This window comes from Mycobacterium sp. NGS50 (assembly GCF_059812545.1).
Genome location: NZ_JCALCW010000001.1, coordinates 262529 through 275447, shown reverse-complemented (window position 1 = coordinate 275447; position 12919 = coordinate 262529). Strand labels below are relative to the sequence as shown.

16 protein-coding genes are annotated in these 12919 nt (G+C 66.1%); 8 read left to right on the top strand and 8 right to left on the bottom strand.

Annotation, left to right across the window (positions count from 1 at the left end):
- Window positions 1-16: 16 nt before the first annotated feature.
- The 5 genes from AC5Y36_RS01450 to AC5Y36_RS01430 all read left to right on the top strand — a co-directional run bounded on the left by AC5Y36_RS01450 (window position 17) and on the right by AC5Y36_RS01430 (window position 5549).
- Window positions 17-1513 carry a flavin-containing monooxygenase gene (locus AC5Y36_RS01450; RefSeq protein WP_500039077.1) on the top strand — a complete coding sequence of 499 codons (1497 nt, stop codon included), beginning with the start codon at window positions 17-19 and terminating at the stop codon, window positions 1511-1513.
- 13 nt (window positions 1514-1526) lie between these two features.
- Window positions 1527-2441 (top strand): alpha/beta hydrolase, encoded by a 915-nt coding sequence (locus AC5Y36_RS01445; protein ID WP_500039076.1) that lies wholly within the window; start codon window positions 1527-1529, stop codon window positions 2439-2441.
- 47 nt (window positions 2442-2488) lie between these two features.
- Complete coding sequence (locus AC5Y36_RS01440) at window positions 2489-3532, top strand: alcohol dehydrogenase catalytic domain-containing protein (protein ID WP_500039075.1); 1044 nt, start codon at window positions 2489-2491, stop codon at window positions 3530-3532.
- A 595-nt stretch (window positions 3533-4127) separates the two neighbouring features.
- Window positions 4128-4283, top strand: a complete 156-nt coding sequence (locus AC5Y36_RS01435) for a hypothetical protein (protein ID WP_500039074.1) — start codon at window positions 4128-4130, stop codon at window positions 4281-4283.
- Window positions 4284-4688: 405 nt separating this feature from the next.
- Window positions 4689-5549: an aminodeoxychorismate lyase gene (locus tag AC5Y36_RS01430; protein WP_500039127.1), complete on the top strand. Its 861-nt coding sequence runs from the start codon at window positions 4689-4691 to the stop codon at window positions 5547-5549.
- Between the two features lie 76 nt (window positions 5550-5625).
- Here AC5Y36_RS01430 and AC5Y36_RS01425 read toward each other — a convergent pair whose 3' ends face one another.
- The 7 genes from AC5Y36_RS01425 to lmeA form a co-directional block, all read right to left on the bottom strand.
- Window positions 5626-6219, bottom strand: coding sequence for a heme-binding beta-barrel domain-containing protein (locus AC5Y36_RS01425; protein WP_500039073.1), 594 nt, complete (start codon window positions 6217-6219; stop codon window positions 5626-5628).
- A gap of 183 nt (window positions 6220-6402) precedes the next feature.
- Window positions 6403-6705 (bottom strand): DUF1416 domain-containing protein, encoded by a 303-nt coding sequence (locus tag AC5Y36_RS01420; RefSeq protein ID WP_500039072.1) that lies wholly within the window; start codon window positions 6703-6705, stop codon window positions 6403-6405.
- A 2-nt stretch (window positions 6706-6707) separates the two neighbouring features.
- Complete coding sequence (locus tag AC5Y36_RS01415) at window positions 6708-7541, bottom strand: sulfurtransferase (RefSeq protein WP_500039071.1); 834 nt, start codon at window positions 7539-7541, stop codon at window positions 6708-6710.
- 40 nt (window positions 7542-7581) lie between these two features.
- Complete coding sequence (locus tag AC5Y36_RS01410) at window positions 7582-8037, bottom strand: DUF4395 domain-containing protein (protein WP_500039070.1); 456 nt, start codon at window positions 8035-8037, stop codon at window positions 7582-7584.
- 113 nt (window positions 8038-8150) lie between these two features.
- On the bottom strand, window positions 8151-8219 hold the full coding sequence (locus AC5Y36_RS01405; RefSeq protein WP_500039126.1) for a putative leader peptide: 69 nt from the start codon (window positions 8217-8219) through the stop codon (window positions 8151-8153).
- Window positions 8220-8269: 50 nt separating this feature from the next.
- Window positions 8270-8680 (bottom strand): thioredoxin family protein, encoded by a 411-nt coding sequence (locus AC5Y36_RS01400; protein ID WP_500039069.1) that lies wholly within the window; start codon window positions 8678-8680, stop codon window positions 8270-8272.
- Window positions 8677-9480: a mannan chain length control protein LmeA gene (gene lmeA / locus AC5Y36_RS01395; protein ID WP_500039125.1), complete on the bottom strand. Its 804-nt coding sequence runs from the start codon at window positions 9478-9480 to the stop codon at window positions 8677-8679. The genes AC5Y36_RS01400 and lmeA overlap by 4 nt, the downstream gene beginning before the upstream one ends.
- A 132-nt stretch (window positions 9481-9612) precedes the next feature.
- Between lmeA and AC5Y36_RS01390 the strand changes: the two genes are divergently transcribed.
- Genes AC5Y36_RS01390 through pstB form a run of 3 tightly spaced genes read left to right on the top strand, consistent with a single transcriptional unit; the run spans window position 9613 to window position 12116 of the window.
- A complete protein-coding gene (locus AC5Y36_RS01390) occupies window positions 9613-10395 on the top strand; it encodes a winged helix-turn-helix transcriptional regulator (protein ID WP_500039068.1) in 783 nt (260 codons plus the stop codon).
- Window positions 10392-11294 (top strand): mycothiol synthase, encoded by a 903-nt coding sequence (mshD, locus tag AC5Y36_RS01385; protein WP_500039067.1) that lies wholly within the window; start codon window positions 10392-10394, stop codon window positions 11292-11294. The genes AC5Y36_RS01390 and mshD overlap by 4 nt, the downstream gene beginning before the upstream one ends.
- Window positions 11295-11339: 45 nt before the next feature.
- Window positions 11340-12116, top strand: coding sequence for a phosphate ABC transporter ATP-binding protein PstB (gene pstB, locus AC5Y36_RS01380; RefSeq protein WP_500039066.1), 777 nt, complete (start codon window positions 11340-11342; stop codon window positions 12114-12116).
- 111 nt (window positions 12117-12227) lie between these two features.
- On the opposite strand, the gene phoU is transcribed toward pstB, so the two are convergent.
- Window positions 12228-12893: a phosphate signaling complex protein PhoU gene (gene phoU / locus AC5Y36_RS01375; protein WP_500039065.1), complete on the bottom strand. Its 666-nt coding sequence runs from the start codon at window positions 12891-12893 to the stop codon at window positions 12228-12230.
- Between the last annotated feature and the right edge of the window lie 26 nt (window positions 12894-12919).

The window sequence follows — 12919 nt, the reverse complement described above, 5'->3', positions numbered from 1 at the left end:
TCGGGAGAGGCACCAAGTGAGCGCTGCAATCAAGAGTGCCGACGACCTGGCCACCGACTTCGATGTACTGATCGTGGGCGCCGGAATCTCAGGCATCGCCGCGGCTTACCATCTCAAGACCCGTTTTCCGCGTAGATCCTTCGCTATCCTCGAAGGGCGGCGTGCCGTCGGTGGAACGTGGGATCTGTTCCGTTACCCGGGGATTCGCTCGGACTCGGACATGCCCAGCTTCGGCTTCGGATTCAAGCCGTGGCCGCACAAGAAGTCCATTGCCGACGGATACCACATTCGGGATTACCTGCGCGAGACCGTCGCCGAAAACGGTATCGATCAGCACATCCGGTTCGGGTACAGGGTGCTCGCCGCGGACTTCTCCTGGTCGACGAGTCGCTGGACACTGACGGCCCGGCGCGACGTCACCGATGAGACCGTGCAGTTCAGCGCGCGGCTTCTGTTCTCCGGCACGGGTTACTACGACTACGACGCCGGGCATATGCCGGAGTTCGCGGGTATCGAGTCCTTCGAGGGGCAGGTCATCCACCCGCAGCACTGGCCGGAGGATCTTGACTATTCGGGGAAGCGCGTCGTGGTGATCGGAAGCGGCGCGACCGCTGTCACGCTGATCCCGTCGATGACAGGTACCGCCAAGCATGTCACGATGTTGCAGCGCTCGCCGAGCTACGTGCTGTCGCTGCCGGCGGTAGACCCGGTCGGGACGGTGCTAAACCGGCTGATCGGGCACCAGCGCGCGTACCCGATCCTCCGGCGCAAGAACATCATGATGAACCGCGGCATCTTCAAAGCCTGCCAGCGCTACCCGAAGCTGATGCGCAAATTGTTGATCGCCAACGTGCGTCGGCGGCTGCCCCACAACTTCGATGTCGGCACCCATTTCACCCCGCGGTATGACCCGTGGGACCAGCGGTTATGCATGGTTCCCGACGGCGACCTGTTCCGTGCGCTGTCCAGCGGGCAGGCTTCGGTGGTGACCGACCGGATCGAGCGCTTCATCTCCTCCGGGATCCGGCTCGAATCGGGAACCCAGATTGACGCCGACATCGTCGTCAGCGCAACAGGCTTGAACATGCTGCCGTTCGGCGGCGTTGTGTTCAGCGTCGACGGGAAGTCGGTGAACCTCCCTGACACCACCGTGTTCAAATCGATGATGCTGTCCGGGGTGCCGAATTTCGTGTTCGGGATGGGCTACACGAACATCTCGTGGACGCTGCGGATCGACCTGGTCTGCGAGCACTTCTGCCGGCTTCTCGAGCAGATGGACACCCACGGCCACGCGACCGTGGTGCCCGTCCTCGACGACCTCGACATGGAACGAGTTCCGATGATGGAGCTGAGCTCGGGTTACGTGCAGCGTGCGATTGCTCGATTCCCTCGCGCCGGCACCCGGGGGCCGTGGATTTCGAAGATGGCGTACGAAGAGGATGTGGCACGGTTACGCGACGGGCCGGTGGTGGATTCGGCGTTGCGGTTCGCGGCCGCCGTGCCAGCCGCGTGAGGGGGCGCGGCAGATGAACGAGATCACGTTTCCCAGCGGCGGCACCACCTGCGCTGGCTGGCATCTGCCTGCCACGGCAGACGAGTTCACCGGTGAGCGTGGCCGCCCGTGCGTCGTCATGGCGCACGGATTCGGTGGTACCCGGGACACTAATCTGGCGGCCTACGCTGAGGCGTTCGCCAAGGCCGGTATCGATGCTCTGGTGTTTGACTATCGGTGCTTCGGCGACTCCGAGGGTGCACCGCGACAACTCATATCGTTCCGTCGCCAGCGCCAGGATTACCACTCGGCGATCGCCACCGCACGGCGGTTGCCCGGTGTGGACCCGGACCGCATTGTGTTATGGGGGACCTCCTACTCGGGTGGGCATGTCATCGCAGTCGCCGCCCAGGACGATCGGGTCGTCGCGGTGGTTTCCATGACTCCGGCCACGGATGGCCGGGCCGCGGTGGCGCAGATTGTGCGTTCGGCTGGCCCGTTCCAGTTGCTGCGTCTGCTTGGCCACGGCGTGCGCGACGTGGTCGGAGCGCTGGCCGGGCGTGCCCCCCACTACATCCCAATTGTGGGTCCACCGGGTGCGGCGGCGATTATTAGCACTCCGGGCGCCGAGGCCGCATACACGGCGATGGCAGGACCGACGTGGCGCAATGAGGTCGGTGCACGCGCGGGCCTGGAGGTGGCACTCAACCGGCCGATCACGGCGGCCAAGCGCCTCACCTGCCCGATCTTGATCCAAGCCGGTGCCCACGACAATGTCGTGCCGGCCAAGGCCGCACGCCGAACCGTTGCAAGGGCAGGGCATCTGGCGCATCTACGCGAATATCCCGTCGATCACTTCGATGTCTACGAGGGCCCTTGGCAACAGCGAACATTGGCTGACCAGTTGAGCTTCTTAGCGCACGTGCTGAGCCGGCCACGCGAAGGTTAATGTGTACAGCTTTTTGAAGCCCGTCGAACAGTAGGAGGAGAAGTACCATGATGCGCGCAGTCAAGCTCGTTTCGCCCGCGACTTTGAGCCTGCAGGAGGTAGATATTCCCCAACCGGGCCCGGGTGAAGTCAGGGTGAAGATTGCCGGCGCGGGCTTGTGTCATTCGGATCTGCACGTTCTGCACCTTGGTGATATGTGGCCGTTCTATGGGGGCACACTAGGTCACGAGGGGGCGGGCTGGGTGGACGCGGTGGGCACCGGGGTGGAGGGATTTTCCCCCGGAGAAGCTGTGATCGTGATGGTGCTCTGGGGCTGCGGCTATTGCCGTGCCTGCGTGGAAGGCCGGGAGAACGCATGCGAGGTGGCAGGGACCCGCACCATGTTCCCGACGACGGCGGGGCTCGGGCCGGACGGTGCGATGGCCGACTACATGATCGTCCGGGCGCAATACCTCTGTAGGCTAGGTGATCTGGACCCGGTGAAGTTCGCTCCACTCGGGGATGCGGGCGCTACGCCGATGCACGCAGTCAATTCGGCGCGTCATCGTCTTACGCCGGGCTCTACGGTCGTCGTGATCGGAATCGGTGGGCTCGGGCACCTTGGCCTGCAGATTCTCAAATCCACCACGGCCGCCCGGGTCATCGCCCTCGATACCGACGAGCGGAAGCTCACCGCCGCGGGTGAACTGGGCGCCGACCTGACGCTGATGAGTGATACGGACGCTGTACCGCGAATTCTTGACGAGACGGGCGGCTACGGTGCTGACGTGGTCATCGACTTCGTCGGTGTACAACCGACGGTGGATCTGGCGATCAAAGTGGTTGCACCCGAAGGACTTATCCGATTCGTCGGCCTCGGCGGTGGGCAGTTCACCTTTGCCGCAAACCTTGACGGGGAGGCGTTGCCGTGGGGCGTGAATGTGCAGCGCTCGTACGGTGGCACCCGCGAGGACCTGCTCCAGGTCATTGAATTGGCGCAACGCGGGGAGGTGAAGGTCGAGACTGTGACCTACCCACTTGGTGACTACCAGCGGGCTTTCGATGAGTTGGCGGACGGTAAGCTGCCCGGCCGGGCAGTGCTCGTCCCCTAAGCGTCGTACCCTCGGTCACGGCTGGGCTGGTCGGGATGTAACCGGCGTTGAGTTGGGCTCGGTCCAGCGCGAAAAGTTCTGATCCTTCTCGACGGTCCTGTCGACAAGTATTGCCCGGCAGGTGCCGCGTGCATACGGGCGTGGGACGTGTCTGCGGAGTGCCAATGCGCCTTCCAAGGCGGTGCCACAAGGTGCCAGGTTGATCGTGGCGCTCCGTCCCGACAGTAGTGAAAGTCACTGTTGCTGAACCATAATCACGTCGTGGTGGGACAGAGGTGCGGTAGCCGGTGAAGAGCTCCAGGTGGATAGGTTCCTTGTCGAGGCCGTGTTGGCCAGTGCGTCGCGGGCGGAGTTATATCTCGAGTGGGCCACACATGAACGGCGCGTCGACAGTATCAGGGCACAGGGCGCGTCGATCGGCCTGCGCAATTCGGGAGGCGCTTGTATCGCTTCGCTGGAGAGCAGCGCATGAGGATCTCTGGCCGGTCGGAGCATCGGGCGATTCCATCCGGCCGAGTTCGAGTCGAAAAGTCGTCGATCACTTGGTTGTGGTTGCCATCGACCAGGTGAACCGGCTCTTGGTTTCGACTTCCGGTTGCAGTACAACACCGCGGCCACAGCCCAGCGGAGCGGTGCCTGCCATGCCGGGCTGTGCGAGGCGAACGATCTGAATGAGATGACCGGCGTGAAGAACACCCAGGCCAGGCAGCCGACCGCACCGTTCACCCGGCGTGCGGGGCTGATCGCGTAGTGGATGGCGTCATGCACCACGGTGAACATCATGAAGGTCACCGTCGCATTTGATTGGAATCGTGATCCAGACCGGACGACAGCCTCGGGCATATTCGACCGTCGATACCACGAATGAACCAGCCCACCGGCGAAAACCCCAAGTTCATCAGGTAGGCCGGGTTGCCGCCTCCCCGGGATCGGGTAGCGCTTGCCGGACGCCGGATCGGATACCGGGTGCTTGGTGGTATCGATTGCGGGCATCCAGATCCACTCGATTGGTGGGCTGTGGCGGGAAAGCTACTTGCGAACCGGCTACTTGCAATGGTGTTGGATCATGACGTCTGGACGGCTGCTCATGATCGGGTGATCAGCTTTCGGCAACGGAATGGATGTATGTGAAATGGACCTGGCTCGCCACGAAGGTGTGATCGTCACGCTCGACGGCGTCGTCCACCCGGCGGCCGCGCCGCTGCTGCACGCCGACGACCTGGCGGTGCTACGCGGTGACGGGGTCTTCGAGACGCTGTTGGTCCGCGACGGCCGGGGCTGCCTGGTGGAGTCGCACCTGCGTCGGCTCACCCATTCGGCCAGACAATTGGAGCTGCCCGAGCCGGACCTGGTGAAGTGGCGCGCCGCGATTGAGATGGCTGCCCGACAGTGGGCCGCGACGACCACCCACGAGGGGGCGATGCGGCTGATCTACAGCCGCGGCCGGGAGACGGGTTCGGAGTCAACCGCCTTCGTGATGGTCACCGGGCTGGCCGGGCGGGTCGCCGACGTCCGCGAACACGGGCTGGCGGCGGTGACGCTGGACCGTGCCCTTCCCGCCGATGGCACCGACGCGATGCCGTGGCTGCTGGCCGGCGCCAAGACCCTGTCATACGCGGTGAACATGGCAGCGCTGCGGCATGCGGCGACCCGCGGGGCCGATGACGTGATCTTCCTCAGCTCCGACGGCCACATCCTGGAGGGTCCCCGATCGACGGTGGTGATCGCGACCCGGACCGCCGATGGCCCCTGCCTGCTCACCCCGCCGCCCTGGTACCCGATCCTGCGCGGCACCACCCAGCACGCGTTGTTCGAGGTGGCCCGCGGCAAGGGCTATGACTGCGATTACCGCGCCCTGCAACCGGCGGACCTGTTCGCGGCCGAGGGCGTCTGGCTGATCTCGAGCATCACGCTGGCGGCCCGGGTGCATACCCTGGACGACACGCCCCTGCCACCGGCGCCGATGGCAGCCGAGTTTGCCGAGCTGATCGACGCCGCCGTCGTCAGCGACCGCTAGCCCCATTGATGACTCTGCGCTCACCAGACAAAAGTGCGACCAACGTGTCTGCTGGACGCAGGATCAACGCCAGAAGTTAACCCGCGAAGCGCGCCAGCCGGGCCGACAGGTGCGGCACCAGTTCGCCGTCGGCGTCCACCCGCTCCTCGACGTAGGCCAGATCGCCGCCCTCGATGATGCCGTACAGCCGCTTGGCGCCACCGACGAGCACACCGGACTTGCTGCGCGCCAGGGCATCGGTGACCAGCTCCCAGGAGGCCTGGTTGAGCGGCGAACCGTAGAACAACTCGACGTAACCCTGCGCGTGAGCCAGCAGCACCTCGATCGCCTGCGATTCTCCGGGATCCGTCGGATCCACCACGAACCGCCAGAACCCTGTCTCCCGCAGCGAGGGGCCGACATACTCGCCCTCGACGGTCAGCCGCCAGGAGCGGGCCTCCCAGTTCAGGTACTCGCCGCCGTCGTGCGACACCACGATCTGTTGGCCGAACCGGTAGTCGCCGCCCGCATCGCGGCCCTCACCCTCACCACGCCACACCCCGACCAGCGGCAGCAAGGCCAGCAGCGCATCGTCCAGATCAGCACCGTGGCGCAGGTTGGCCGTGTCGGCGGGCAGTGGAAGATCCCCAGAGACGGGGAAGACCGGAATATTGCGGTCGGCGGGTGTCACGACTCGTCGGTGACGAGCCGATACAACGCGTACAGCGCGAACCAGGTAATCACCAAAGTGGCCGCGACCAGCATGAACTCGAAGAACAGCACCACGGCGTGAAGTCTAGTTGGCGACGGGCCCCGAACCCAAACAGGCCGAGGCGCGGGGACGTGCCCCCGGGCCCCGGCCTGCGGCAGGGATTCAGGCGACCTTGATGTCGACTTCGTGGATACCGGCACCGGACGGCGCGACGACGGCGTCGCCGTTGCCGACCGACGACAGCGCGCGCACCGTCCACGAACCCGGAGCGGCGAAGAACCGGAAGTCACCGGTCGCCGACGCCACCACCTCGGCGGTGAACTCGTCGGAGGAATCGAGCAGCCGCACAAACGCGCCACCGACCGACTGGCCCGAGCTGTCCACCACCCGCCCGGTGATCACCGTCTCCTTCTCGAGATCGACGCCAGCCGGCAACGTTTGTCCTTGTTTAGGCGCAGAGCACATAATCAGCTTCCCAACTCGATCGGGACCCCCACCAGGGAGCCGTATTCCATCCAACTGCCGTCGTAGTTCTTAACGTTCGGCTGTCCGAGCAATTCCTGCAGCACGAACCAGGTGTGCGACGAACGCTCACCGATCCGGCAGTACGCGATGGTCTCCTTCTGCCCGTCCAGGCCGGCGGCGGCGTACAGCTTGGCCAGTTCGTCGTCGGACTTGAAGGTGCCGTCCTCGTTGGCTGCCCGGCTCCACGGCACGTTGATCGCGCTGGGCACATGCCCACGCCGCTGGCTCTGTTCCTGCGGCAGGTGCGCCGGCGCCAGGATCTTGCCGGAGAACTCTTCGGGGGAGCGCACGTCGACCAGGTTCTTGGTGCCGATCGCGGCGAGCACGTCGTCGCGGTACGCACGAATCGAGTTGTCCTGCGGCTTGGCGACATACGAGGTGGCCGGACGGCTCACGCTGTCGGTGGACAGCGGGCGGCCATCCAGTTCCCACTTCTTGCGGCCGCCGTCGAGCAGCTTGACGGCGGCGTGCCCGTACAGCTTGAAGTACCAGTACGCGTAGGCGGCGAACCAGTTGTTGTTGCCGCCGTAGAGGATCACGGTGTCGTCGTTGCCGATGCCGCGGTCGCTCAACAGTTTGCCGAACTGCGCGGCGTCGACCACGTCGCGCTTGACCGCATCCTGCAGGTCCTGGCGCCAGTCCAGCTTGACCGCACCGGGGATGTGGCCGTCGTCGTAGGCGCTGACATCCTCGTCGACTTCGACGAACACGGTGTTGGGGGCATTGAGATTGCTCTCGGCCCAGTCAGTGGTGACCAGGACGTCGGAGCGGGCCATGTGGTGGATCCTTTCGCTTGCTCAGGTAAAAACAGTCAGCTCAGGTAGCCGAAGTGTGCCGCAGGTGGATGACCAGCGGGTAAAGCTGGCAGCCCAGGCAGATGCCGAAGGCCGCATTGAGGAATGCCGCGCCGAGCGCGAACGCGGTCGCGACGATACCCAGTGTCGGGGCCCCGCCGGCGAACCCCACCACCCCGACGGCCGCGAACAGCAGGCCGACCAGCTGGGCGAACTTCAGCGGCGGGATCGGTTCCCATTCGGTCGCCGGCGCCAAACGCGGCGCCACCAGGGTGGCGAACACCACACCGTAGGGGTGCTTGCGGGGTCCGGCGCTGGCGCCGATCGCGAAGACCACAGCCTGGGCGGTCAGCAGGGCCGCGGCGGCCGGTGCACTGATGCCCGCGAGGATCAGGGTGGCGATCAGAACCGCGGTGGTCACCCAGGCGACGAACCGGGGTCCCCGGACGTCCACCTGAGTGGGATTGGTAGTCGGCACAGTCTTGCTCCTGTTGTTGGGATTGCTTCCTTGCTGCGGAGGCGGAGGCAGGCAGAGGTGCTTGTTTCTCTGCGGCTGGCTCCGGATGCGGCGTGAACGAAGGACGCGGCGAATCAGCTACAACAACAACAGCGACAACCCGCGGTGCGGCACAGATCGACTGCGCGACGCTTGGTGAGCACAAGCTCAAGACGGGTCAACACGTCGGACAGCTTACCTAATAACACGGTGCTCAAGCCAACAGCGGCTGCAGCGCTGCACGCAGATCGGCGACGGCGGGAACCCCGGACGCCCGATACCGCTGCCGCCCGTCGGCATCGAAGATGAACGTGGTCGGCAGCGACAGCACGGAAAGTGCGCGCGCGGCCTCCGGGTTGGTGTCGAGATCGATCTCCACATGCGCGACGTCGCCGTCGAATTCGGCGCAGACCTGGTCGACGACCCGGCGCACGGCCGCGCACGGCCCGCACCAGTCGGCGGAGAAGTGCAAGACGGTGGGGGCGGTGTCGGACAAGCCCAGGGTGCTGGTGTCGACGGTGTCCGCCCCTGTTTCGACCAGCACCCCGGCACGTCGCCGAAGCAGCCAGCCGACGATGGCGGCCAGCGCCAAGCCGGCGGCGATCGCGATCCACGCGGTAATCACGACTGGTTAAACCGGTCGAGGGAGACCGTTACTCCCTCGGTGATGCCCTCGATGATCACATCCGACCCGCGGGCGCCCTGGCTGGTCGGCAGTACCCCGAACGGAAGCTTCTGATCGGGCAGCCGGCCCCCGAACGCGGCCAGCACCGCGGTGCGCTTGTCGTCGGGAACCGGCTGGTCGGCGGTGTCCGGGCCGGTCAGGATCTCGGTCGGGGTGAACACCACCGTGGTGGGGTTGTCGGGCGCGATCGACAAGTCCACCGCGACACTGACTTTCTTGGTGAAGCCCGCCGATTTCGGGGTGCCGGTGAACACCAGACCGTGGTTGCTGGAGATCCCGGATTCGGTGGTGCCGCCGGTCGCGTCGTTGCTCTCGGCCCGCGGTGCCTCCACCATCAAGTCGCGGACCTGCAGGAACTGGCCCAGCCGCATCGAGTTGATGATGATGCGGCTTTCCAGTTTGCGCACCGCCATGCTCGCCCCCGGCTTGACCAGCCACGACGCTTGGGACAGGTCCACCGAATGCATGGTGGCCTCCAGCGTCGCCTTGCCGACCTGCGGATGGTCGACGCCGCTGGCCTTGATCTCGAGCTCGTCGTAGTGGTCGCGTGCAGCTTGCGGGATGAACGGGAAGCCCAGGATCGCGACGAAGGGATCGGAGCCCAGATGCGCGGCTTGGCGCACCGCGCGAGACAGCCGGTACTCGGCGTAGATCGACGTCCCGAAGTCGACGCCGGCCGCGATGATCAGCACCACCCCGATGACGGCGGCCATACCGATCAGCACCTTGCGCACCTGCACATTCTTACCCACCGTGTCGAAGCGCCGGTTCGGCACGGCGAAAGAGCAGGTCGCACGCTATCGTTGAGTACCTTAGGCGCGGACGCTTGCGGTGAATAGGGAGATTTCTTCCCCCGACGATGGAGGGGCTCGTTGGATCTGCTGCTGCTGACCGCTGACCCGCAGCCCGAAGCTGTGCTGCCTGCGTTGCCGCTGCTGCCGCACGTCGTGCGGGTGGCACCGATGGAGGCGTCGTCGTTGCTGGAAGCGGGGTCGGCGGATGTGGCCGTCGTCGATGCGCGCACCGACCTGGCGGCCGCGCGGGGGCTGTGCCGGCTGCTCAGCGCCACCGGTAACGCCATCCCGGTGGTCGCCGTCGTCACCGAAGGCGGTTTGGTCGCGGTCAGCGCCGAGTGGGGGATCGACGAGATTCTGCTGCCGGGCACCGGCCCGGCCGAGGTGGACGCCCGGCTGCGGCTGCTGGTGGGACGCAGCGGCAGCACCGCCACCGAGGACAGCGGCGGCCAGATCGTCCTCGGTGAGCTGCTCATCGACGAAAGCACCTACACGGCACGGCTGCGCGGAAAACCGCTGGACCTCACCTACAAAGAGTTCGAGCTACTGAAATACCTGGTTCAACACGTCGGCCGGGTGTTCACCCGGGCCCAGCTGCTGCAAGAGGTGTGGGGGTACGACTTCTTCGGCGGCACCCGCACCGTCGACGTCCACGTCCGGCGGCTGCGGGCCAAACTGGGTCCCGAATACGAATCGCTGATCGGCACCGTCCGCAACGTCGGCTACAAGGCGGTCAAACCCGCGCGCGGCCGGGCGCCCGAAGCCGAGATCAGCGACGGCGAGGCCGACGACGCCGACGGCGCAGACGACCAGGTGGCATCGGAATCGGATCTCGCGGCAGATTCTCTGGCCGGTCAGTGAGCTCGGCGGACTGGCGCACCGAACTGTCGGAGCAGCAACGCCGGCAGGTTCGCGCCCTGATCACCGCCGCCCGCGACGCCGACGGTGTCGCGCCGGTGGGGGAGCAGGTGCTGCGGGAACTGTCCGGTCGGCGCACCGCGCATCTGCTGGCCGTCGACCCCGACGACGACGACGCCGTGGTCGGCTATCTCAACCTCACCGACGACGCTGACCCGATGGCCGAACTGGTCGTGCATCCCGCGTCTAGGCGGCGCGGCGTCGGCGCGGCGCTGGTGCGTGCCGCGCTGGCCCGTAGCGGCGGGCGCACCCAATTCTGGGCGCACGGCACCCTGCCCGCTGCCCGGGCGACCGCTGCGGCGTTGGGTCTGGTCGCGGTGCGGGAGCTGCTGCAGATGCGCCGCTCGCTGCGCGACGTGCCGGAGCCGGAGCTGCCCGCCGGCGTCCGCATCCGCAGCTACGCCGGCAGCGCCGACGACACCGAGCTGCTGCGGGTCAACAACGCCGCCTTCTCCTGGCATCCCGAGCAGGGCGGCTGGACACAGCAGCAGCTCGCCGAACGTCGCGCCGAGCCCTGGTTCGACCCGCAGGGACTGTTCCTGGCGATCGACGACGCCACCGGCGCCCTGCTGGGATTTCACTGGACCAAGGTGCACCTCGGGCAGCCCGGCCTGGGCGAGGTATATGTGGTCGGCGTGGATCCGGCCGCGCAGGGACGCGGCCTGGGTGGCGTACTGACTTCGGTCGGGATGGCCTCGCTGGCGCGCCGGCTGGCCGACAGTAACGTCGAGCCGGTGGTGATGCTCTACACCGAAGCGGACAACCACGCCGCGGTACGCACCTACCAGCGGTTGGGATTCGCGGTACACAGCATTGACACAGCATTCGCGATCGGCCGCTGAGCCGGTTGCTACAGTGTGCACTTTGGAGCGGTTGAGGAGTCGTTGGTGGCCAAGCGGTTAGACCTCAAAGATGTCAACATCTACTACGGGGCGTTTCACGCGGTGGCTGACGTGTCGCTGCCGGTGCCGCCGCGCAGCGTGACCGCGTTCATCGGGCCGTCGGGGTGCGGCAAGACCACCGTGCTGCGCACGCTCAACCGGATGCACGAGGAAGTCGACGGCGCCCGGGTGGTGGGCTCGGTGCTGCTGGACAACGAAGACATCTACGGTTCCGGAGTCGACCCGGTCGGGGTGCGGCGGGCCATCGGGATGGTGTTCCAGCGGCCCAACCCGTTCCCCACCATGTCGATCCGCGACAACGTGGTGGCCGGCCTGAAGCTGCAGGGCGTGCGGAACAAGCAGGTGCTCAACGAGACCGCCGAGCGCGCCCTCAAAGGCGCGAACCTCTGGAATGAGGTCAAAGACCGGCTGGACCGGCCCGGTGGCGGCCTCTCCGGCGGTCAGCAGCAGCGGTTGTGTATCGCGCGCGCCATCGCCGTTCAACCCGACGTGTTGTTGATGGACGAGCCGTGTTCGGCGCTGGACCCGATCTCGACGATGGCGATCGAGGATCTGATCGCGCAGCTCAAGCAGGACTACACCATCGTCATCGTCACCCACAACATGCAGCAGGCGGCACGGGTCAGCGACCAGACCGCGTTCTTCAACCTGGAGGCGGTCGGCAAGCCCGGGCAGTTGGTCGAGATCGACGAAACCGAGAAGATCTTCTCCAACCCGTCGCGCAAAGAGACCGAGGACTACATCTCCGGTCGGTTCGGCTGACGGTCAGCACCGGCCGCGGCCGGTGCTGCATCGAGACTAAAACCTCTGCGGTTGGTTGCGGCGTGTCGTCGCAACCGGTCAGTGTCGCGGGCTCGGGAGCGGCTGCAGCGACTACGGGCCGGCGAGGGTTTCCTCTTCGGGGAATTTCCCGGTCGCTTGGAAGATCACCCGACGCGCCACCTCGACGGCATGGTCGGCGAAACGCTCGTAGAAACGGCCCAACAGCGTCACATCAACCGCGGACGCCACCCCGTGCTTCCATTCCTTGTCCATCATGACGCTGAACAGGTGCCGGTGCAGATCGTCCATCGCGTCGTCTTCTTCGCGGATGCGGGCCGCTTGCTCCGGATCGCGGGTGTGCAGCACCTCTTGGGCGCTGTTGCCCAATTCGACAGCGAGCCTGCCCATTTCGGCGAAGTACCCGTTGACCTCCTCGGGCAGCACGTGCTGCGGGTGGCGCCGGCGGGCGATCTTCGCGACGTGCAGGGCCAGTGCCCCCATCCGGTCGATGTCGGCGACCATCTGAATGGCGGACACGATTGCGCGCAGATCCCCGGCGACCGGAGCCTGCAGGGCCAGGAGCACGAACGCGTTCTCCTCGGCGCGCTTGGACAGCACCGCGATCTTCTCGTGGTCGCCGATCACCTGCTCGGCCAGCACCAGATCGGCCTGCAGCAGCGCCTGTGTCGCGCGATCCATCGCGGCTCCAGCCAGGCCGCACATTTCGCCGAGCTGCTCGGTGAGCTCGGAAAGTTGTTCATGGTAGGCGGTCCGCATACCCTCCAGCCTACGTCTTGTGTACT

Bases quoted from the DNA above. Each gene is read 5' to 3' on its own strand.
- AC5Y36_RS01445 (WP_500039076.1), top strand. From the start codon at position 1,527: ATGAACGAGATCACGTTTCCCAGCGGCGGCACCACCTGCGCTGGCTGG.
- AC5Y36_RS01440 (WP_500039075.1), top strand. From the start codon at position 2,489: ATGATGCGCGCAGTCAAGCTCGTTTCGCCCGCGACTTTGAGCCTGCAG.
- AC5Y36_RS01420 (WP_500039072.1), bottom strand. From the start codon at position 6,705: ATGTGCTCTGCGCCTAAACAAGGACAAACGTTGCCGGCTGGCGTCGAT.
- AC5Y36_RS01415 (WP_500039071.1), bottom strand. From the start codon at position 7,541: ATGGCCCGCTCCGACGTCCTGGTCACCACTGACTGGGCCGAGAGCAAT.
- phoU (WP_500039065.1), bottom strand. From the start codon at position 12,893: ATGCGGACCGCCTACCATGAACAACTTTCCGAGCTCACCGAGCAGCTC.